Raw genomic sequence first — 22,514 nt, 5'->3', positions numbered from 1 at the left:
CTCTATGTCGAAAAATCACAATGATTATGAAACGGGGCGCAGATTGTATGATCAGTGCATGACACCTGGTTTAGCTGATGAAGGAATAGCTGCCAATGCCCATGAGTGTGCGGCGCTTGTTATTTATTCAGCTCTGAGTTGCACAAATCTGGTTCAGGTTAATCGTGCAATTGTCATGAACCCGGGGCAAACCCCTTCCAGAAAGATCCTCCATGAGTTTGCCATCATTGGTGAAGTGACAGGCAATACAACCTGCGTAGCGATGCCCGCCAACAGAATAGCTGACTATTTAACAGATAAACTACTGCCCATGTCAGAACCTCCCTGGGCGGTTGATGCGGCTTTCAATATTGTCTGTCCATTAAAGGATTATATTAATTATCTTAGTCAGGCTATTTGTAATTTTATTCCGGCAGAAAAAATCGGGTCGACTGGAGGCAACAATAGACAGCCCCCGCTCCTGATAGGTCCGGATATCTCACCAATGGCTTTCTATGCCATGGTTTCTTGTGGCGAATTACTGGCTGTTGAAGTGACTCCGAAATCAACGCGTCTTAAAATTTCCGAGAATGAAGGAATTCTGAACTGCAATGATTTGTTTTAGCGACAACAGGAACTCTGCTGCAACTCTGCTGTAAACAGGTGAAAACCACGAATTGATCTGAATCACAAATCTCTGTATCCTGCCCCGCTTTTTATGCGTCAGCACAATTAATATGCCGACACTATTTTATATGCCGACATTATTTACACACCGACTATAGCCATCTACTTTTTAGAAGCTGGCGGCATCACCGGCTGTGTCCGGCAGCAGCGATTTACATGAGAGTTAGATAAGAATTACATGCGTCAACTAAACCCTGATAAACATACCACCGCCGTACTGGTCGTACTGACCCTGTTTGCTGTTGTCGGTCCAGTCTCCATTGATATATTCACACCGTCACTGCCTGCCATCACACAGTTCTTCAACACAGACCATGCCACCGCTCAATGGAGCGTGGGTATTTTTATGCTGGGTTTCTCTCTGTCCATGTTGATTGTTGGCCCGCTGAGTGATCGTTTTGGCCGTAAAAACACCCTGCTGGGCGGATACTCCCTGTACCTGCTGGCCACCATTGCGACCCTGACCACCAGCAGCATTCATCTGTTTATTGCTGCCCGTTTTGCCCAGGCGATATTCGGCTGTTTCGGTACCGCTGTTGCGCGAACCATTGCCCGTGATTATTACTCCGACAAAATGGAAGTAAAAATCCTGGCGTACATCAGCGCCTGTCTGACCATTGCTCCAATGGCAGCACCGATTGCCGGTGGTTATATCCAGCAATACGCTGGCTGGCAGTATAGTTTTCTGGTCATGGCGGCCTTCGCGATTGTCGCCATGCTGGCATTGACCCTGCTGCCGGAAAAAGCCGAGCGCAATGTTAACGCCACCACGGGTATGTTCAAGGGCTACTCTGCCGTTCTGACTGATCTGCGCTATATGCGTTTCTCTGTGGCTGCTGGTGTGGCTTTTGCCGGTGCCTTTGTCTTTGTCGCCGGTGCGCCTTTTGTTCTGATTGAGCAGCTGGGTATCAACCCGAAAGATTATGGCTTTATCTTTGCTTCTGCTTTTGCCGCTTATCTGGTCAGCGCCACCATGGGACCAAAGCTTACCGATCGCCTGAGCCGCGAGCAGGTCACTGTGCTGTCCGGTTCTACCCTGATGCTTGGCGCCCTGATCTCCATCGCCTCAGCGTGGTTCAGTGGTGGTGAATCTGTCATGGGTTATGTGGCGGGTATTGTGATATACGAGCTGGGTCTGGGTATTTTCAACCCGCTGTGTCAGGCTCGTGCTACTGAACATATGAAGAGCAATATCGGCACCGCATCGGGCCTGATCTTCTTCATTGAAATGCTGATGGCGACTCTGATCAGTGGTGCTGTCGGCCTGCTGCCTGTTGCCGGTACCATGACTCTGTCTGCTGTAACACTGGCCTCTGCAGCCTTTGCTTCCCTATGCCTGATGGGAACTGGCAAACCAGCTAAACAGCTGACTGCCCAGACGGCATAAACCGCCAGACGTTCAGTGCAGGAAGAGCCTGTGCTGAACGTTTTTTTCTATCCTCCCGCTTTCTGATACTATTCCAGCCTCAATACAATTCTGACCACTTAAACAAGAATGAACTGGTACACGATTTTATTGCATTTGACGTATTGCGCAGGTTGGGTAGAGCGAATGCAACCTACATGTCAAACGAAATAAAATCATTGACTGGCTGGAATCTGTACAGATGCTGTTACTATCAGAACAACGAATTCAAGAGGCACAGGAACGTGCCAGTCAGCTGCAGGAACGACTGCAACAACAGATTTTAATTCTGGACGGTGCTATGGGTACCATGATCCAGGGTTACCGGCTGGAAGAGGACGACTACCGGGGTGAGCGTTTTACCAGCCACCCCTGCGATGTGAAAGGCAATAACGACCTGCTGTGCCTGACCCGACCGGACATCATTCAGGAAATACATCAGTCCTATCTGGATGCCGGTGCCGATATTCTGGAAACCAACACCTTCAATGCCACCACTATTGCCATGGCAGACTACGAAATGGAGAGTCTGGTTCCGGAAATTAATCGTGAAGCGGCCAGGCTGGCAAGGGCGGTAGCTGACGCAGAAACCGCAAAAAATCCTGACAAACCCCGATTTGTTGCCGGCATCCTGGGCCCCACCAACCGTACCGCGTCTATTTCACCGGACGTCAACAACCCTGGCTATCGTAATGTCAGCTTTGAAGCACTGACAACCGCTTACCGCCAGGCAGCCATCGACCTGCTCGAAGGCGGTGCTGACATCCTGATGATCGAAACCATTTTCGATACTCTTAATGCCAAAGCCGCCATTTATGCTGTTAAAGACCTGTTCGATGAACTGGGTTTTGAACTGCCCATTATGATTTCCGGCACCATTACCGATGCGTCCGGACGCACCCTGTCGGGTCAAACAACAGAAGCCTTCTGGAATTCCGTGGCTCATGCCAACCCGCTGTCGGTAGGCCTGAACTGCGCCCTTGGCGCTAAAGAGCTGCGCCCTTATCTGGAAGACCTGTCAAACATCGCCGACACTTTCGTCAGCGCCCACCCCAACGCCGGTTTGCCCAACGCCTTTGGTGAGTATGACCAGACACCGGAACAGATGGCAGACATTGTTGCTGAATTTGCACAGTCCGGGCTGATCAATATCATTGGTGGCTGCTGCGGCAGCACCCCTGACCATATTGCCGCCATTGCTCAAAAGATGTCGTCTATTCCGCAACGGAAAGTGCCGGTTATCACCAAAGCCTGTCGTCTGAGTGGGCTGGAGCCGTTCAACATTGCTCAAGATTCGTTGTTTGTAAACGTCGGTGAACGCTGCAATGTGACCGGTTCTGCCCGCTTCAAGCGCCTGATTGTAGAAGAAGATTATGACACAGCGCTGGATGTTGCCCGTCAGCAGGTAGAAAACGGCGCCCAGGTCATTGACATCAATATGGACGAAGGCATGCTGGATGCCCGTCAGGCCATGGTCACCTTCCTGAACCTGATCGCTTCTGAGCCAGATATCTCCCGCGTGCCGATTATGGTGGACTCTTCCAAATGGGAGATCATTGAAGCCGGCCTGCAGTGTATTCAGGGTAAAGGGATCGTTAACTCCATCAGCCTGAAAGAAGGCGAAGAGCTGTTCCGTCACCATGCCAGACTGTGCCGGAATTACGGTGCTGCGGTGGTGGTAATGGCGTTTGATGAATCAGGTCAGGCAGACACCGAAGCCCGCAAGATTGAAATCTGCCAGCGCTCTTACGACATTCTGGTCAACGACATTGGCTTCCCACCGGAAGATATTATCTTTGACCCGAATATCTTCGCCGTCGCTACCGGCATTGAAGAACACAATAACTACGCCGTTGACTTTATCAACGCTACCCGCTTTATTCGCGACAGTCTGCCCCACGCCATGGTGTCCGGTGGCGTCAGCAATGTCTCCTTCTCATTCCGTGGCAATAACCCGGTTCGTGAAGCCATCCATGCCGTCTTCCTGTATCACGCCATTAAAAATGGGCTGACCATGGGCATTGTCAACGCGGGACAGCTGGCGATCTATGAAGATATTCCTGCCGAACTGCGTAACCGGGTAGAAGACGTTGTGCTGAACCGGACTCCGGAAGGTACCGATGCACTGCTGACCATTGCCGACGAGTATCGTGGTGACGGGACAGCACAAAAACAGGTAGAAGATTTAAGCTGGCGGGAACTGCCCGTTAATAAACGACTCGAACATGCGCTGGTTAAAGGCATTACCACCTACATTGTCGAAGATACAGAAGCCGCCCGGCAGGCGGCAGAACGCCCCATACAGGTCATCGAAGGCCCATTAATGGACGGCATGAACGTGGTGGGCGACCTGTTTGGTTCCGGTAAAATGTTTCTGCCCCAGGTGGTAAAAAGCGCCCGGGTAATGAAACAGGCTGTCGCTCATCTGGTGCCGTTTATTGAGGAAGAAAAAGGCGACAAGGTTCGCTCTAATGGCAGGATTCTGATGGCAACGGTCAAAGGCGATGTCCACGATATCGGCAAGAATATTGTCGGCGTGGTACTGGCCTGTAATAACTTTGAAGTGATTGACCTGGGCGTTATGGTTCCCTGTGAGAAAATCCTGCAAACAGCTGTTGAGGAACAGGTCGATATTATCGGCCTGAGCGGGCTGATCACCCCTTCTCTGGATGAAATGGTTCATGTCGCCAGTGAAATGCAGCGTCAGGGCATTAACCTGCCACTGATGATTGGTGGTGCCACTACGTCTAAAGCCCATACAGCGGTTAAAATCGAACCGGAATATCATGATGACCTTGCCGTCTATGTAACAGACGCCTCCCGCAGTGTCGGGGTGGCTACCCGGCTGATCAGTCAGGAACTGAAGCCCCAACTGGTAGAAGAAACCCGTGCCGAATACGACAAAATCAGGGTTCGCCATAATAAGCGCAACAATAAACGTCAACTGCTGACCTATCAGGAAGCCATTGATAATCGCTTTCAGCCAGACTGGAACGGTTACCAGCCACCTGCTCCCGCTTTCACGGGTGTAAAAGTATTTGAGGACTTCCCTCTGGAACAGCTGGTTGACTACATCGACTGGACACCGTTCTTTATCACCTGGAACCTTGCGGGCAAGTTCCCTGCCATTCTGAACGACGAGGTCGTGGGCGAAGCCGCCACCAGTTTGTACAACGATGCCCGAACCATGCTGGATGAACTGATTCAGCAGAAGCAAATCAGGGCTCGTGCCGCCATTGGTTTCTGGCCAGCTGCACAAACAGATTTTGATGATATTGAGTTGTACAGCGATGATTCCCGCTCAGAGGTGTTGACCCGCCTGCACCACCTTCGCCAGCAGACACCCAAACCTGAAGACAAGCCTAATTACGCCCTGTCAGACTTTGTTGCACCAAAAGCAACGGGATTGAACGATTACATCGGCGGCTTTATCACCACGGCGGGCATTGGCGCGGAGGATCTGGCAAAAACCTATGAAGAAGCCGGTGACGATTACAACAGCATTATGGTCAAGGCACTGGCCGACCGGCTGGCAGAAGCCTTTGCCGAGTGCATGCATGAGAAAGTGCGGAAAGAGTTCTGGCACTATGCTCCGCAAGAGTCTCTGAGTAATGAACAGCTCATCAAAGAACAGTACTCCGGCATTCGCCCTGCCCCCGGTTATCCCGCCTGCCCTGACCACACTGAAAAAGCCACACTCTTCAATCTGCTGAAGGGGGAACATAATGCACAGGTGTCGCTTACCGAGCATTTCGCGATGATGCCTGCCGCCAGTGTCAGTGGCTGGTATTTCTCACACCCGGAGTCAAAATACTTTGGACTCGGCAAAATTACGCCTGATCAGGTGGCTTCCTACGCCGCCCGCAAAGGCATTTCTGTCGAAGAGGCTGAGAAGTGGCTCAGACCTAACCTGGCATAATGCTTTCAGGCAGCCTTTCTGTGCGCAGAAGGGCTGCCTTCCTTTATTCAGTCCTCGCCAACCTGATTCCGAACCATTACAATCGCCCCTGAATTCCATAAGCCTGGCTTTTACTTTTCCCATGAGGCAGAGACCGCCTTGAAGCAGCGCAGTCTGACCATTCTAAAACTGGCAACCCCCATTATTCTTGCCATGCTGTCACAGAGCCTGCTGAACCTGGTGGATGCTGCGCTGGTTGGCCCCCTGGGTGAAGAGGCGCTGGCAGCGGTTGGAGCTGGCAGTTATGCCAACTTTGTTGCGCTGGCTTTAGTGGCCGGGCTCTCTGCGGGTGTCCAGGCACAGGTGGCACGCCGATGTGGCGCAGGCCAGAAAGCCAGTTGCGCGGTACCTGTTAATCACGGGATTATCATTGCCCTGCTCTTTGCCTTGCCGGCCAGCCTGTTGCTGATGATCATGGCCCCCTGGATTCTGCAACTGTTCAGCCAGGGCGGCGTGGTACACAATGCTGCCGAAACCTATTTCCGCATTCGTGTTATGGCACTGATGGCCGCAGCGATGAGCCTGTCCTTTCGGGGGTACTGGAACGGTACAGAGCAGCCATCCGGTTTTTTACGGATTCTGGTGATTTCCCACCTGTTCAATGCCGTAGTCAGCTATATCCTGATTTACGGCAAACTCGGTCTGCCTGCCATGGGTGTAGCCGGTGCAGCGATGGGTACCTTCCTTGCCATGCATCTTGGCGCGTTGCTGAATCTGACTGTACTGTTCCGGCAGGTCTCTCATCATGGTTTTCTGCAACCTTTCCGTCGTAGCGACTGGCTGAACCTGAAAACCCTGATCAAACTGGCTGTTCCCGATTCATTGCAGCAAACCCTGTTTGCCCTGGGCATCATGCTGTTTTTTGCCATTATCGCCCAGCTGGGTACCCGGGAGATGGCTATTGCCCATGTGTTGATGAATATTTCGTTGTTCCTGATTCTTCCCGGTATCGGTCTGGGTATGGCGGCCAACACGCTGGTCAGTCAGGAGCTTGGCGCAAAGAAGCCGGAAATGGCTACCACCTGGGGCTGGAGTACCGTCGGGATAGCCACAATATTGCTCAGTATTCTGAGTCTGCCACTGCTTTTTGTCCCTGAATGGGTACTGGGAATATTCCTGCATGAGCCGGAACTGATTAACACTGCCAGGCTGCCACTGCAGTTGACAGGAGTCGGCATTATTCTGGACTCTGCCTCTCTGGTACTGACCCAGACCCTGCTCGGAGCGGGTGCTAATAAAACCGTGCTGGGTATACGATTCGGGGCTCAGTGGGGTTTTCTTCTGCCCGTCAGCTGGCTACTGGGAACAATTGTGGGAGCCGGTTTAACGACACTCTGGTTGCTGACGATTTTACAACGACTAATCAGCTCTACGGCTTTTATTGTGGTCTGGCAAAGGCGGCAGTGGAGTCATATCAGAATTTGACAGGGCTCCTTTATAGGATCACTGGTAACGGTCAGGATATATTTCAAGATGGCTAACTGGAGGCAATCCTATTACAACTCCTGCGGTTCGGCTGCCTTGTTATGTGGTGCATTTGAACTGGGTATCAGAACCATTCCGCAAAACGATGATTACAAGTCCATGAGTACGGGACCACAGCCTCTGAAGGTGAATCCTGACTGTGAAGTAATTCTGTACCAGATAATAAGTAACAACCCTTTCAGTACCAATCCCGAACTCTGGGGTTTTAGCATGCCTTCTCAGATTATCAAATGCTGCAAAATGCTTGGCCTGAATGCATTTGCCATTGCCCGAAAATCATTCAGCATTTTCGTGCTAAAAGCAATGTTCAGGGAAGAGTTAGCTAAACTCCGTTGCTCGCATGCATTAGTAGAGCAATCAAAGAAAACCCTGCCAAAAGGCATTTTAAACACAGCCCTTGCCATGCATCAGCGCGAGCTGAAGGTAGTCAGACACCGAAATGGTGACTTACATTATATTATGGTTCGCCCCGATGGCACTGCAATGGATCCCTCGCTTGGCAAGACTTTCCCCAGTGTAATTGATTTCAAAAGAACTCTGAATATGCACGGAACAGGACTTTCACTAATCATCCAAAAAAGCTGACTGGCTATTTTTCAGTGGAATCGATCAAAGAGCCCTGTATAAAAGACTTACTGGGTCAACAACAGCCTGATGCCTGCCTGGCGGCTGGACGATGTGCTGTAGGATGATAATACTCTGAACCGGTCAGACGTTATGCCATCAGCCTTCAGCTGTTCCTGCAACATAGCCTGCTGCCGCTGCCGGGTGACTATCTGTTCATCTGCACCTTTAACACCCTCAGACAGGGTGACAGGTAACTCTATATTAACCAGCAACTGTCGTGAACCATCACGCTTGAGTGCTGAAAGTACTTCGCGATACGTATCATTACGCGACAACTGATCAGCATTGACTGGCAGCCGGTCAATATAAAAAGCCATGGGGGAATCATCACTGCCTGATTCCGCCCCAGCCTCTACGGTGAATTCATCCACCAGTGTATAAACCCGGCGATTCCCCCGCTTAACGGAGTACACGGTGTAGTAAACGACTTCCTCTGGTCTTACTTTCCTGCCAAGAAAGTAGTGCTGTTCTCTGCTCATGCCGTAGAGTGTTGATACACGAAAAATATTGTTGGCCCAGAAATTACTGTCACCACAACCAAAGCTGTCACAACTGAACAAGGGCTCAACATTCCGGGCTTTTAACTGTTGTATAAAAAACTGGTAACCATCGTCACTTTCGTGACCTGATGGCAGTTGATAAACCCGTCTTTCCAGGTGTCCATCCAGACGCTGCATTTCATCCGCCAGTACGACACTGTTCACCTTTTTCATTGGGCTGCTGACAATCGGGTGGTTACTGCGCTGTTCATCAACCCTGAGACTGACAGAAGCAGCCGGATACGGCTGAAGATCGAGTGCTGTGGCAGTCATGGGAATAATGGTCGTCAGCAGAAATGCGGTTCTGACAGGCGACAGGCAAACTTGCCGGAGGGTATGAATGAGTTGATTCGCTCTAACCATGAGTCGGATTCTACATCTTGTTATCAACGGTGACAGAGTATCACAAGCTTACCAATACATAACAGTGCCGGAATCACAATGGGCTGTGTAGAAACCAGAAGGGAGGTAAATATCCTGAATCATCCTATGACTTGGGCTTGTATGCCTTTATGGCTTCTTCCAGTATGCTTTTAATGCCCGCTTTTCGTTCAGCAAGAATATCGCGGGTCAGCGACTCGACCGTATATCCTTCCTCTTCCAGTAGCTTTATCTTACCCATTGCTGTCCCTTCAGCATCTTTTTTCAACTCGGGCTCAGCGGTTCGCAGAATCCTGTCAGCGCTTAAAAAGGCTTTTCTGGACGAGGAAAACAGTGGGAGGTCATGGTAGGTTTGCAGGTCTTTATGCAGGCGTGTCGTTAGCCGCTGTTCCAGCAGGGCGTAATTCTGATCCCAGACATCATCCAGTGAGCGCCTTTCTCCTTCTTTCATAAGCTGATCCTGAGATTGGATCATGTTACGCAGTCGTGTCACAGCTGAACGTTTGTTTTGTAGTTTTTTTTCCAGCCCCCCACGCTTATCATCATCTGTTTTCGGACTGGTCAGCTGTATCTCAAGCTTGTCGATTTCCCTTATCGTGTTTTTTAAGTCCTCCCGCAGGGCTATGCCAGAAACCGGCTCCAGCCCCATACAGGTTCGAAACAGGAACTCCTGCTTCTCATGGGTCATTGAACCTTTTTGAATTAAATTGCTGGTATAGCTACCCACCATCGCCCCGTCTTTGGCTTTTCCTGCCTGTTGAATCTGCAATATTGTAGAAGCCTGTAATGCCAGCTTTTTCTTGTTCTGTGGTTTAAAGAGGGTTACACCTGAAACATTAAACGACGAGTATGTGAGATAGCTACCATGAGTGACCAGTTCAATCATGCCACTGTAAAACGCTTCCTGGAGTTCTGCTGGCGGACTGCTGCCCTGGTAATGCTCCTTAACGTGGTCCATGACCTTGGTAGTGTATTGCGTGAACGCCTTCTGCAGGCTTTTTACATCCTTCGCTTCCAGTCCGTTTTTGACAATTTGCCCAACAGTCTTGGGTAATGGCAACGCCTTTATACCGGCTCTGCCGGAGGGTACCAGTGGAGGTATATCCCGGTTTGCTTCAACAGAGGCCCCGGGCAGTTCAGTTTGACCTGTCAGAAGTTCAGCCTGAGAAGCCTTTGACTTTAAATCAGGCTTGGGAGGAATGGGTGGTTTGGTGGAAACTTGATGTCTGGCCTTTGACTTTAGGTTTGGCTTGGGAGGAATTGCTGGCTTGGTAGATGGTTTTGATGTCTTGCTGGTACTGTTTCCATTACGAATCTGGCTGGGTTTGGGATTATTAAGTATCTGTTTAACGGCTTCAGGGGGAAGCACCCGGGTCATTCTCTCCCTGAGCAACATGTGCCTGGGTATACCACCAGTACTGGCTGACTGCTGCTTTGACAGATATTTTACCGGCTCCGGAACAGCGGATATTTTGTCCCTGCCCAGACCACTACCGTCAACAGGCTCAGCATTTTGATCGGAAGCCTTGAACCCAGCAGTCTGAAGGTTCAGTGATAATTTGTTTTCGGGAAAACCTGACATAGGCGTTTCTTATTTTATGGTCAACAGGTGATTTTTTAATAGTAGTTAAGTAAGCCTGAAAACCTGCCTGCTTTGAATTAAGCTCAATATTTTAAAAAATTCTGCTTAATAACTGACAACGCTCAGTCAATCTGGCAGCAAATCTGTTTCCTGCGTCAAAAACTGGACTTAGAGGGATCACCCGCTTATGTCTTATGGTCTTTGCTGTTTTTTTCAGGCTTGACTTGAACTTACAGACAGGCAGGACGTTCAAAGATAATGGTTGAACTCTAACAAAATCAAGGTATTATAGGCGCACATGAGCAGTAACGCTGCCTGTCGGAGCGTAGCGCAGCCTGGTAGCGCACCACAATGGGGTTGTGGGGGTCGGAGGTTCAAATCCTCTCGCTCCGACCAATAAATTTTTAGAAAAGAGTACTTGCCTTGCTGATCATTTAAGCTTCTGCTTAACGATCACCTATCCTGATTAATCTTCCCTAAACCAGATAATTCAGAAAACTCGGTCCCTGAGTTTATTATCCTGACCAAAAACAAGCTGTATAGCGAATAAAATAAATGCCTTTTCAGTAAAGGATCAACTGAATAAACAGCTGATCCTTCGCTTTGCTTTTCAAGCAATACACAGCGATGAAGAATTATCCAGTAACTTCCTGATAACTTGCATAACCCCGAACTGCTCATTACTTGGAGCATTAAAACGAGCAAAAGCTTTCACGTCTTTGTGAGCGTTTTCTACAGCATAGGAATAGTAACTGGCCTGCAGCATTTCAATGTCATTGAAGTAATCACCAAAACTCATGGTTTGCTCATAGGTAAAACCCAGAGACTTTTGCAGGTATTCAATGGCTTTACCCTTAGAGGCTTCAATATTCATCAGATCCAGCCAGATTTGACCACTGACTACCACCTGATGATCATTACCAAACCGCTGTTTAAGCGTAGGGTAAACATTTTCCTCAGTACCATCAAAATGGCAGATCGCTACTTTGATGAAATCATCTTCAACCCTTTTCAGATCATCGACCTGTTCGCAACGATGGTGATACTTCTTAATTTCAGCCATCGCCTGTTGATCGCTGGTTTCAACATAAGCCGATCGTTTACCACACAGCACCAGATGGGCTCCCTGAACGCCCCTGGCCTCATCAATAATTTGGTGAGTAGCTGTCTTATTAATGGTGCAGCTATACAACTCTTTGTCTTTATGCATAACCAGCGTGCCGTTTTCAGCAATAAAAATCATCCGATCTTTGATTGGCTTGAACGTTTCTCTCAGACTGTAGTATTGTCTTCCGGAAGCAGCAGCAAACAGAATACCTCTTTGTTCAAGTTGCTGATGGAGATCAAAAAAGGCTGAGTCCAGCTGTCCCTGTCCATCAAGCAGGGTTCCGTCCATATCAGTGGCAATAAATTTTACAGAAGAATCGGTCATGTAATCCTGCGCTGGTTAATATGTAGAATGCTTAACAGCTTAATAGCTGCCGCAATCTTATTGACTGATTGACTGAATTTCAATGAGGAAACATTCGTGCAATCTGTCCGGTCACGAAAGGTACAAAAAAAGCCAGTGCATAATGCAAATGACCTTCTAATTTTAAGTCAGTACATCTTTTACAGAACGTACTGCCCGAAATGTCTTAACAATAGCTGTCTGTTTCAGATAAGAATATTCATCAAAAACATTGCAATAAAGGCATTAATAATACCAATACCAATACCAATACCAATCATCACCGGATAGAGACTTTCTTTGGTACCAACAACACCCAGAATTCGACCAACATCCCCAGAGTACTCAGGGCTTCTGTCACGTTCAAAGCCTTAATTAAATAATGATTAATAACATCAGAGCCAGTAACAGTCGATAAATGACAAATGGCATCAATCCTGCCCGACTGATCATGCCAAGGAAAAAATGAATACATAGCATAGCACTGGCACCGGAAATCAGCGCTCCGGCGATCAGTTCACTCCAGATCACCACCTCAGTAGATTTCACCAGATCCAGGATCACCAGCAAACTGGCACCCAGTGTAACGGGGATTGAGAGCAGGAAAGAAAATCGTGCGGCGGTTTCCCGTTTAAAACCGAGCATCAGGGCAGCAGTAATGGTGATTCCGGAGCGTGAAGTACCCGGAATCAGGGCGATGGCTTGGGCAAAACCAATCGCCATGGCAGATTTCAGAGTCATACCTGACATACTGGTTTTACGTTTGCCAAAATAATCAGCAACGCCCATCAGGGTGCCAAATATCAGAGTTGTAGCAATAATGACATGCGTGGAGCGCATGGCTTCGTCAATCCCATACATTTTCAGCAACAACCCGAAAATAACCGCAGGAAATGTCGCCAATCCAACGTACCATGCCATCCGGCTGTATTCTGTGGTTCCTTTGCCTGCCAGTGAAAGCGTCCAGTCTCGGATCAGCAACCAGATATCCTTGCGAAAATACAACATCACGGCAACCAGTGTGCCGATATGCACCGCAGCATCAAAGGCAATTCCCTGGTCCTCCCAACCCAGCAGTTGCGCTGGAAGAATCAGGTGTCCTGAGCTGGAAATAGGCAGAAACTCGGTAATGCCCTGTATCAGGGCGAGTACAGTAATTTGAACAGCATCCATAATGATTAAGCGCTACAACTTTTATTAACGAAAATACAGACAATAAAAAAGGCATACAGGCGCTGTAATTGGCTCCTGTATGCCTTTCAGATACTATTGACAGCCAGTAGTATCTCTGGCGACAAACAATCAGTTACTTGCGGAACGTATCATAACAGTAATTCGTGGCCTCTATAAAACCTTCAATACTGCCACAATCGAAACGCTGCCCCTTGAATTTGTACGCTAGGACCTATGTACGGGACAAAACATTTAACAGCTCCTGAAATGCAATCTGATCATTTTTTGCGCATTTGTTTTTAAGTACTCGTCTGAGCATGTCAAGCCCCAGTCTGAACAGACTTTTTGCTGGTCTGTTATGTTTATTCAGTGGGAGCTGATTAGCCTCACCGTAATGCCAGTGCCCCACAAGCAGACACCACGCGAACGCAATGGCGAGGAGTCCCATAAGTTTGTCCATGCGGTCGTGCTTCGTCATATGTGTAGACTCCATATCGAACCCACGACTTTTCAAACAACCAAACAGCGTTTCTATATCCCAGCGTTTGTAATAGTCCTCGATCATGCCGTCCGGCTTTTCAGTAGCCACAACTATGAGCAACCCTTTCAAGGTGCGGTGCGCAGCAATGTAAAGCGGTACTCCCGCCACTTTTTTTCTGGTATGCCAAGTGACGGTTTGATTAAACTTCACACTACGGCAAAGCTTCCCCGCTGTGGTTTTGCGATTGTCATGCTCTACTGCGACATCACCTTTTATACGGAGGCGACACAATATTTTCTTCTGTCGCAACCACTCAAACCAGTCATGACCTATGAACTCACGATCAGCCAGAAGGTTGTCAATTTTTTCCGCCGGAATAATCTTCAAAACCCGCTCTATCAAGGCAATGCGTTCATCTGTATTGGAGTTGCCACCACGTTTGTCCAGACACTCCCAGACAATGGGTATAGAGTTTCCTTGCCAGGAAATAGAGACCACCAGATAGTTCACATCCTTAGAGCCATGCTTCCAATTGGTTCTGTCCATGCATAGCGTATAGCGATCCATATCGAGGCAGCTCAGGATAAATTCCCCCAACTGCTCATAGCTGTATTCGTAACCAGCAAAGAACCGTTTGATGCGTCGATAACTGGATTCGGCATCGGCTTCAGACTGGAACTCTTCGGCTACTCGGTAGAGATTAGTAGAACGGGCGCGTATCAAAGATAGAACAAATTGTGAGATGAAGTTGATTCGGGCTTGATGCAGGGGTAAATGAGCCTTAAGCTTCTCGGCTAATGAGCTGACTTCTTCCATGTACGACAACGGTAAACTTTACGGAGTTGAGAGACCGGATAGGTTACCTGATGGAAAGGTCAGCTCATACCCTCCAGACCCGATAAATCAAGAGTTTATAATTTTTTGTCCCGTACATAGCGCTAGGACACAACCACGTTCAGCCTGAGCCATCAGGGCATCGGTGATCTGTATTTCACCACCTTTTCCTGGCTGAGTGTCGGTGATCAGATCAAAAATATCCGGAGTCAGGATATAACGACCAATAATGGCCAGGTTGCTAGGAGCCTGACCGAGAATAGCTTAGGCAGTCCTCCTAAAGGTTTCGCAAAATTCAAAATGAGCAAAAAACAACCACTTTTTGAGGTTGATTTGCTCATTTTTGCCAATTTACAGCTTTTCTTTACCTTTATGCCGCTTTTTCAACCTTTTTTAAATCCTCAAGACTGAGTGACCCCGTTAAAGCTTTCTTCACAATTTTTTTGAAATTATGCACTGTGCATACCAGTGAAAACTCTGCTTCCACTTTCTCTTTCCCGCGCAGACTGAAACTCCTGAATCCAGAGTTTTTTATCTGACCAAACGGCGGTTCCGCTATTACTTTGCGACGTTCGTATACCGCTTTCGCTTCGCTTGTTTCCATTTTTTTATTCATGGTTTGTCGTGCAGTTTCAAACTTGTCTGTGCGAATTACCTTGCCTGCACTTTTCTTGGAGCCACTGCATCTGGAGCGGTAAGCGCACTCTCGGCATACTTCCTTGTTTGCCCGGTAGCCTTTCCTCTTAGCTTTACTGGCTGGATTGGTAACCAATTTTTCCCCAGCCGGACAGATGAAGACGTCAGCTTCAATATTGTATGTAAAATCCGCTTTGACAAATTTTCGATCAGTATTTTCAAGGTCCGTAACAGCCGGTTTTTCTTCCTTGTCAGTAGCGATATAACCGTCTATTCCATGTTTATCCAAGGTGTGCAGATTTGGCCCTGAAAAATAGCCGTTGTCCATACTCCATTTATCCACAGCCGCGCCATCGGTAGATTCTGACAAAGCCTGAAGAGCAGGCTCTACTTCCTGTACGTCGTTGGCGCGTTGACTGATGTGTTGGCCGACAATGATCTGGTGATCCGCATCTACATTAATTTGAGCATTGTAGCTGTATTCGCAGTACCCCTTCTTGCTCATCATCCGGGCATCATGGTCTGCAAAGCTAATCTGTTTCTTGTCGTCTATTGGCTCGTCCGGATTGAGGGCTTTCTCACGCTCTTCCAGTGCTTTTTTAGCAGCCTTAATTTTCTTCAGCCGTTCTTCTTTAAACAGGAGGTCTTCAGGAATACTGTAGCCATTGGTTTCTTTGTAGGCGTCGTCTTCTTCCTGATCGCACTGGCTGGCTTTTTTGATCAGTTCATCAACCTCAGCGCTGAGTTCTGCCTCTTTGGCTTTAAGCCGGCCGTAGCTCATGGCCTTATGCTTTGAACTGTTGGCTTTGAATTTCGAACCATCCAGGCTGATATGCCCAAGCGATGCCAGTTTCAGCTCCATCGCCAGCTTGACGGACTGTTTGAAACAGTCATGAAAAAACGACAGGTTGTTTTTGCGGAAGTCCCCCAGGACCCGGAAGTTTGGGCAATTCATCTGAGAGATGTACATGAATGCCAGATCCTGCCGACACCGTTTTTCTATTTCACGGGAGCTGAATACACCATGACTGTAGGCGTAGATCAGGATACCTACGATCAGCTTGGGTGGGTAGGCATGCTGTCCAAGGTGATGGTACTGCTTTTCAACTTCCGAGGTATCAATGTTCTGGAAGATGGTCTCATAGATGTAGCAGTCATGATCTTTGGGAAGAAGATCAAAGATGTTGGTTGGAAACAGCAGGTGCTGGTCGAACTCAACAGGGCTATCCTTGAATTTTGGTGGTGGCGACATCAGGCTTCATCAGGGCTGCGTTTTGAACGCTATTATATCAGATAAATCCTATTCTCGGTCAGGCTCCTAGGAGCCTGACCGAGAATAGCTTAGGCAGTCCTCCTAAAGGTTTCGCAAAATTCAAAATGAGCAAAAAACAACCACTTTTTGAGGTTGATTTGCTCATTTTTGCCAATTTACAGCTTTTCTTTACCTTTATGCCGCTTTTTCAACCTTTTTTAAATCCTCAAGACGGAGTGACCCCGTTAAAGCTTTCTTCACAATTTTTTTGAAATTATGCACTGTGCATACCAGTGAAAACTCTGCTTCCACTTTCTCTTTCCCGCGCAGACTGAAACTCCTGAATCCAGAGTTTTTTATCTGACCAAACGGCGGTTCCGCTATTACTTTGCGACGTTCGTATACCGCTTTCGCTTCGCTTGTTTCCATTTTTTTATTCATGGCTTGTCGTGCAGTTTCAAACTTGTCTGTGCGAATTACCTTGCCTGCACTTTTCTTGGAGCCACTGCATCTGGAGCGGTAAGCGCACTCTCGGCATACTTCCTTGTTTGCCCGGTAGCCTTTCCTCTTAGCTTTACTGGCTGGATTGGTAACCAATTTTTCCCCAGCCGGACAGATGAAGACGTCAGCTTCAATATTGTATGTAAAATCCGCTTTGACAAATTTTCGATCAGTATTTTCAAGGTTCGTGACAGCCGGTTTTTCTTCCTTATCAGTAGCGATATAACCGTCTATTCCGTGTTTATCCAAGGTGTGCAGATTTGGCCCTGAAAAATAGCCGTTGTCCATACTCCATTTATCCACAGCTGCGCCATCGGTAGATTCTGACAAAGCCTGAAGAGCAGGTTCTACTTCCTGTACGTCGTTGGCGCGCTGGCTGATGTGTTGGCCAACAATGATCTGGTGATCCGCATCTACATTAATTTGGGCATTGTAGCTGTATTCGCAGTACCCTTTCTTGCTCATCACCCGGGCATCATGGTCTGCAAAGCTAATCTGTTTCTTGTCGTCTATTGGCTCGTCCGGATTGAGGGCTTTCTCACGCTCTTCCAGTGCTTTTTTGGCAGCCTTAATTTTCTTCAGCCGTTCTTCTTTAAACTGGAGGTCTTCAGGAATACTGTAGCCATTGGTTTCTTTGTAGGCGTCGTCTTCTTCCTGATCGCACTGGCTGGCTTTTTTGATCAGTTCATCAACCTCAGCGCTGAGTTCTGCCTCTTTGGCTTTAAGCCGGCCGTAGCTCATGGCCTTATGCTTTGAACTGTTGGCTTTGAATTTCGAACCATCCAGGCTGATATGCCCAAGCGATGCCAGTTTCAGCTCCATCGCCAGCTTGACGGACTGTTTGAAACAGTCATGAAAAAACGACAGGTTGTTTTTGCGGAAGTCCCCCAGGACCCGAAAGTTTGGGCAATTCATCTGAGAGATGTACATGAATGCCAAGTCCTGCCGACACCGTTTTTCTATTTCACGGGAGCTGAATACACCATGACTGTAGGCGTAGATCAGGATACCTACGATCAGCTTGGGTGGGTAGGCATGCTGTCCAAGGTGATGGTACTGCTTTTCAACTTCCGAGGTATCAATGTTCTGGAAGATGGTCTCATAGATGTAGCAGTCATGATCTTTGGGAAGAAGATCAAAGATGTTGGTTGGAAACAGCAGGTGCTGGTCGAACTCAACAGGGCTATCCTTGAATTTTGGTGGTGGCGACATCAGGCTTCATCAGGGCTGCGTTTTGAACGCTATTATATCAGATAAATCCTATTCTCGGTCAGGCTCCTAGGAGCCTATTATCGCCGGATGAGAAGTAAGCTGGGTGCACCCAAAGCGATTACAGCGACTGCACACAAACTTGCACGACTGATTTATAGCATGCTGAAAAATGGATCAGAATATGTTGAGCGAGGTCAGGATTACTCAGAAGGAGCAGTATCGTGACCGAGTGATTAAAAATATGAAAAAGCGTGCAGAAGAAATGGGGTACAAGCTGGTCAGGGTTGAAACAGCCTCACCAGCTTGACTCTGTGCAAGTGGCGAGACCGGAGGAGTTACTCAGAAGCGGACTAGCCCACCCTGCGGGCATACATCCCAGAGTAACTCTTTTACTAAGCTAACCTTGAGCCTTCGTTCTACGATAAGAAGGAAGGCATATCCAGGCCAAAGGCCGAACGCACACTGGTGCCCCGTGCCCGGAGTTTAGCGTGGTCGGGAGGCTGGCGACCGCATCACTGATGACGCCTGGCGATCTCGTTCGGAAGACTGCATATGATCGACAGCCCCATACCCAGATATGCCTTCGCTCTGGAGTATAGGTAGGCAGTCATGAAGCACAACCCAAAACCCACTAAAGCACAAAAACGAATATCTGGTCACCTTAAAACCGTCAACCTCTACGCGGCAGGCATTGATATTGGCTCAGAGTTCCACTTTGTTGCTGTCCCTGAAGAGCTGGATGATAAGCCTGTCCGGTCTTTTGCCTGCTTCACTGCTGATCTCGAGATGATGGCCCAGTGGCTTGTATGTATCGGGATTACCACCGTAGTCATGGAGTCCACCGGAATATACTGGATTCCTGCTTTCGAAATGCTTGAAGAGCACGGGCTTGAAGTCAGGCTGGTGAATGCACGCCACGTTAAAAACGTCCCTGGTCGTAAAAGTGACGTACAGGACTGCCAGTGGTTACAACAACTGCATACACATGGCTTGCTTGAAGGTGCTTTTCGTCCTGAAGATCAGGTGTGCGCTCTGCGTGCTTACATGCGCCAACGTGAAACCCTGATCCGCTATCGAGCGTCGCACATACAGCACATGCAGAAAGCCTTACGCCAAATGAACCTGCTGCTGGATAATGTCGTTTCGGATGTTACCGGCAAAACCGGGATGAGCATCATTCGTTCCATCCTCAGGGGTGAGCGCGATCCTGTAGTATTGGCGAGCCACCGTGATTCCCATTGCAAGAAATCAGAGCAAGTCATTGCTAAATCATTGCATGGACACTATCGGGCAGAGCATTTGTTTGCTTTGAAGCAGGCCGTTGAGCTTTATGATTTTTACGAAAAGGAAATCGAAGCTTGTGATAAGGCGCTTGAGAATCAGCTGAGTCAGTTCGATGATCAGGTCGAAAGCGCCTCCTTGCCTGCAAAGAGAAAATCAGCCAGCGCCCCCGGTTTTGATGTAAGAGCTCACCTTTACAGGATGACCGGGGTCGATCTGACAGCGATCGAGGGGATAGAAGAAAATACCGCCCTGAAAGTTATTTCTGAGACCGGGACGGACATGAACCGCTGGCCGACAGAGAAGCACTTTTGTTCTTGGCTGGGGCTGAGTCCCGGAAACAAAATATCCGGGGGAAAGGTGTTAAGCAGTAAGACCAAAAGGATTCCAAACAGGGCTGCTTCAGCTCTGAGGATGGCCGCACTGACACTGGTAAATTCAAAAAGTGCCCTAGGAGCCTATTATCGCCGGATGAGAAGTAAGCTGGGTGCACCCAAAGCGATTACAGCGACTGCACACAAACTTGCACGACTGATTTATAGCATGCTGAAAAATGGATCAGAATATGTTGAGCGAGGTCAGGATTACTACGAGGAGCAGTATCGTGACCGAGTGATTAAAAATATGAAAAAGCGTGCAGAAGAAATGGGGTACAAGCTGGTCAGGGTTGAAACAGCCTCACCAGCTTGACTCTGTGCAAGTGGCGAGACCGGAGGAGTTACTCAGAAGTTCTTAAAACATGAACGTTCGGTAAAATATTTAGCGTCGGCGCAGCCAACCCCGTCAGGCACACAATTTAAACCTGCCTGAACCGTTTAAATCATTGGTTCTGAGTTCATTTATGCCGCTTTTTCCAAAAAACTATCCGAACGTTCGTTTTTATCCGGCAATTTCAGCTCTAATTTTTGCTCATATCGGTTCCAGCAGCCACGAATTCGAAACTGCGGAATAATCCAAAACAGCGCGCGCCTAAGCATTCCGGCCGTGACAGTATCGGGATGCCTCCAGGCAGTTTTGGCCAGGGCAATAGCCGCTGGATTTTGACAAATGGTCAGCAATTGCAACAGCGCATACCCTGCCATTTTAATGTGCATCCATCGTAACAGCGTTCTGAGTTTCTGCTGCCATAAATGCTTGCATCCAAACTCGTGTTTCAGTTGCTGGAACATAGGCTCTATAGGCCACCTGAGCGAGTAGGCTAATAGCACTTCATCGGCTTTCAGGTCAGGATTGGTGGACAGAAATAGTTTGGTTTCTGTTTCTCCCTTGTCGTTTTCAAAACGACTCCAGACGATTCGGACAATACGGCCTTTCAAAAAACGAGCCCGGCAAATACAGGAACGAAAAGAGACAGTCCGGTTCTTTCTGTAAAGCCAGAGAGTCATCTTGGTCTCTGGTAATTTCTCTACTTCCTCAGGTGTCATTTTGACACCATACTTACGCTTGCGGCCTTTCCTTTTGAAAGGAGAGGGAGGAAGCGCATCGACTGGAAGCGCATAAAGTGCCCGGTTTTTGGGTATATGGCCAATGACCTCATACCCAAGCTCAAGCGCGGGCTGCATCATGGTGTGATTCATAAACCAGCAGTCAGTGAGTAGCCGCAAAGCTCGCCCCTGAAGAGTCTGCCGTACAGATTTCAGCATGGCCTTTGCAATTTTAAGTTTACTGATATTGCCTGATTTAGGTGATGGAAATGCCATCACTGGAACCGCAGTATGCACCTTGTCTGATGGTCTCTGGAAAGGAATAGCCAGAAAGACCCAGCATTGACCAAGAAGATAAGTACACCGGTTCTTTTTCGGCTCTTTTACAGGTTGGCTGATCATTTTACAGCCTCCTGCCTGATTTTAAGATAGAGGTAATCAAGATCATTGTAGCCACAAGCTTTGTAGATAATCCGTTTGATGACTCCATTGAAAGCTTCAATCTTCGCGCTGGTTATACGATGATGGCAGTACGACAGCAAGCCCTCTCTTGCCCTGTCCAAGCCCTTAGCAAACCTCTTAAGTTCTGCAATTCCGGTTTCTTTTGCTAACTCTATCCATCTATCCAGAAACTTGCCGGCACACGCTTTGTACGTGTACGTCCATAGCTGTTTGAGCATGTCTTTCAGGATGTAAGCCTGATTGAGATCCTCGTTCATGCTCAAGAGCTCTTTCAGACTGCTTTCTCGCTTTGGAGTCAGGTTCTCAGGGTTCATGAACAGGTTGAACCGCTGACCCTTGATAAAGGGCTTGTTCTCTTCTTCAGCCTGACGCCACTCCCTGCGCCTTATCTGATCTATCACATCATTATAATTGGCAATAATGTGAAACTTGTCGTATACAATATCCGCATTGGGCAAGTGCTCTTTCACCGAAGCCTGATAGCTGCCACCACGGTCTATGCCAACACACTCGATGCTCGCTTTTTGCTCTTCAGTCAGGCTGCTCAAGAACTCATCCAGAGTCTCTTTTCGCTTGCCTTCACCAAGGAAGAGGGTTTCTCCTGAGTCGGCGTTAAGAACAACGGTAAGATACTGATGGCCTTTGCCAATGGATTTTTCGTCAATGAGCAGAGCGCGAATACCGTCACGCTTTGGAGCTGGAAGCATTCTCAGCAGCATCTCTTTATCCCAACGACGGGCAGTACCACCGGATATAGCAATGAATTCAGGCACCTTGTCGCAGGGCATATAGCGACATAAATGGCTGACGTGTCGTTTAAGGCGATCGGTTGCCTGAGCCTTGGGAGTTAAACCAGGAATAGTAACGGTTTCAATATTGTTGCAGTGTGAGCAGCGGCCCTGAAAAGCTGTGAAGAGAAGATTTACCTGTAGAACTCCCAGTGGTAAATCCTGGACACACCGATCTTTTGTCTTCATTTGTCCCATAGGGGTTTCACATTGACTGCATTTCTCGTGCTGAATTCGGCCATCCCTGCGGAGATAGACAAAAGCTTGTTTGACTTCCCAATCAATATCAATCTGCTCGATTACCCAGCCGGGAAATGCGAACATAGGACGTAGTGAGGGTGTTGTACACATGTCTGATCCTTCAGAAATTTTGATCT

Annotated in this window: 15 protein-coding genes, 1 tRNA gene and 3 pseudogenes; 8 read left to right on the top strand and 11 right to left on the bottom strand. The window is 48.2% G+C overall.

What is annotated here, in order from left to right:
- The first annotated feature begins 58 nt into the window (after positions 1 to 58).
- From NX722_RS07195 to NX722_RS07175, 5 genes are all read left to right on the top strand, one after another.
- Positions 59 to 604: a hypothetical protein gene (locus NX722_RS07195; protein WP_262567393.1), complete on the top strand. Its 546-nt coding sequence runs from the start codon at positions 59 to 61 to the stop codon at positions 602 to 604.
- Between the two features lie 240 nt (positions 605 to 844).
- On the top strand, positions 845 to 2,053 hold the full coding sequence (locus NX722_RS07190; protein ID WP_262567392.1) for a multidrug effflux MFS transporter: 1,209 nt from the start codon (positions 845 to 847) through the stop codon (positions 2,051 to 2,053).
- A 220-nt stretch (positions 2,054 to 2,273) separates the two neighbouring features.
- Positions 2,274 to 5,990, top strand: coding sequence for a methionine synthase (gene metH, locus NX722_RS07185; protein WP_262567391.1), 3,717 nt, complete (start codon positions 2,274 to 2,276; stop codon positions 5,988 to 5,990).
- Positions 5,991 to 6,128: 138 nt separating this feature from the next.
- Positions 6,129 to 7,454, top strand: a complete 1,326-nt coding sequence (locus tag NX722_RS07180) for an MATE family efflux transporter (protein ID WP_262567389.1) — start codon at positions 6,129 to 6,131, stop codon at positions 7,452 to 7,454.
- Between the two features lie 270 nt (positions 7,455 to 7,724).
- Complete coding sequence (locus NX722_RS07175; protein ID WP_262567388.1) at positions 7,725 to 8,099, top strand: hypothetical protein; 375 nt, start codon at positions 7,725 to 7,727, stop codon at positions 8,097 to 8,099.
- A 47-nt stretch (positions 8,100 to 8,146) separates the two neighbouring features.
- On the opposite strand, the gene NX722_RS07170 is transcribed toward NX722_RS07175, so the two are convergent.
- Both NX722_RS07170 and NX722_RS07165 read right to left on the bottom strand, forming a co-directional pair.
- On the bottom strand, positions 8,147 to 9,043 hold the full coding sequence (locus NX722_RS07170; protein WP_262567387.1) for a DUF4892 domain-containing protein: 897 nt from the start codon (positions 9,041 to 9,043) through the stop codon (positions 8,147 to 8,149).
- Between the two features lie 124 nt (positions 9,044 to 9,167).
- Complete coding sequence (locus NX722_RS07165; RefSeq protein WP_262567386.1) at positions 9,168 to 10,643, bottom strand: hypothetical protein; 1,476 nt, start codon at positions 10,641 to 10,643, stop codon at positions 9,168 to 9,170.
- A 319-nt stretch (positions 10,644 to 10,962) separates the two neighbouring features.
- Here NX722_RS07165 and NX722_RS07160 point away from each other — a divergent pair.
- Positions 10,963 to 11,039, top strand: a tRNA-Pro gene (locus NX722_RS07160).
- Between the two features lie 214 nt (positions 11,040 to 11,253).
- Here NX722_RS07160 and NX722_RS07155 read toward each other — a convergent pair.
- The 7 genes and pseudogenes from NX722_RS07155 to NX722_RS07125 form a co-directional block, all read right to left on the bottom strand.
- Complete coding sequence (locus tag NX722_RS07155) at positions 11,254 to 12,075, bottom strand: Cof-type HAD-IIB family hydrolase (protein WP_262567385.1); 822 nt, start codon at positions 12,073 to 12,075, stop codon at positions 11,254 to 11,256.
- A 393-nt stretch (positions 12,076 to 12,468) separates the two neighbouring features.
- Positions 12,469 to 13,266: an undecaprenyl-diphosphate phosphatase gene (locus NX722_RS07150; protein ID WP_262567384.1), complete on the bottom strand. Its 798-nt coding sequence runs from the start codon at positions 13,264 to 13,266 to the stop codon at positions 12,469 to 12,471.
- 133 nt (positions 13,267 to 13,399) lie between these two features.
- Positions 13,400 to 13,498 (bottom strand): annotated as a pseudogene (locus tag NX722_RS07145) (UTP--glucose-1-phosphate uridylyltransferase); the annotation flags it as partial.
- Positions 13,499 to 14,563, bottom strand: coding sequence for an IS4 family transposase (locus tag NX722_RS07140; RefSeq protein WP_262566701.1), 1,065 nt, complete (start codon positions 14,561 to 14,563; stop codon positions 13,499 to 13,501).
- 120 nt (positions 14,564 to 14,683) lie between these two features.
- A pseudogene (locus NX722_RS07135) lies at positions 14,684 to 14,830 on the bottom strand (UTP--glucose-1-phosphate uridylyltransferase); the annotation flags it as partial.
- A gap of 121 nt (positions 14,831 to 14,951) precedes the next feature.
- The gene (locus NX722_RS07130) at positions 14,952 to 16,469 is read right to left on the bottom strand and encodes an IS1182 family transposase (RefSeq protein WP_262567383.1); all 1,518 of its coding nucleotides are present in this window, start codon (positions 16,467 to 16,469) and stop codon (positions 14,952 to 14,954) included.
- A 195-nt stretch (positions 16,470 to 16,664) separates the two neighbouring features.
- Positions 16,665 to 18,182, bottom strand: a complete 1,518-nt coding sequence (locus NX722_RS07125) for an IS1182 family transposase (RefSeq protein WP_262563606.1) — start codon at positions 18,180 to 18,182, stop codon at positions 16,665 to 16,667.
- Between the two features lie 66 nt (positions 18,183 to 18,248).
- Here NX722_RS07125 and NX722_RS07120 point away from each other — a divergent pair.
- Together NX722_RS07120 and NX722_RS07115 are read left to right on the top strand one after the other, a co-directional pair.
- A pseudogene (locus tag NX722_RS07120) lies at positions 18,249 to 18,489 on the top strand (IS110 family transposase); the annotation flags it as partial.
- A 302-nt stretch (positions 18,490 to 18,791) separates the two neighbouring features.
- Positions 18,792 to 20,153, top strand: coding sequence for an IS110 family RNA-guided transposase (locus NX722_RS07115; protein ID WP_262567382.1), 1,362 nt, complete (start codon positions 18,792 to 18,794; stop codon positions 20,151 to 20,153).
- 149 nt (positions 20,154 to 20,302) lie between these two features.
- On the opposite strand, the gene NX722_RS07110 is transcribed toward NX722_RS07115, so the two are convergent.
- Together NX722_RS07110 and NX722_RS07105 are read right to left on the bottom strand one after the other, a co-directional pair.
- Positions 20,303 to 21,289: an IS701 family transposase gene (locus NX722_RS07110; RefSeq protein ID WP_262567381.1), complete on the bottom strand. Its 987-nt coding sequence runs from the start codon at positions 21,287 to 21,289 to the stop codon at positions 20,303 to 20,305.
- Entirely contained in the window at positions 21,286 to 22,488 is a 1,203-nt protein-coding gene (locus NX722_RS07105) for an ISL3 family transposase (protein WP_262563714.1), read from the bottom strand. The genes NX722_RS07110 and NX722_RS07105 overlap by 4 nt, the downstream gene beginning before the upstream one ends.
- Between the last annotated feature and the right edge of the window lie 26 nt (positions 22,489 to 22,514).

Source organism: Endozoicomonas gorgoniicola (genome assembly GCF_025562715.2).
Taxonomy (GTDB): Bacteria; Pseudomonadota; Gammaproteobacteria; order Pseudomonadales; family Endozoicomonadaceae; genus Endozoicomonas_A; species Endozoicomonas_A gorgoniicola.
The sequence above is the reverse complement of the archived record's forward strand: the minus strand, read 5'-3'. Positions and strand labels throughout refer to the sequence as shown.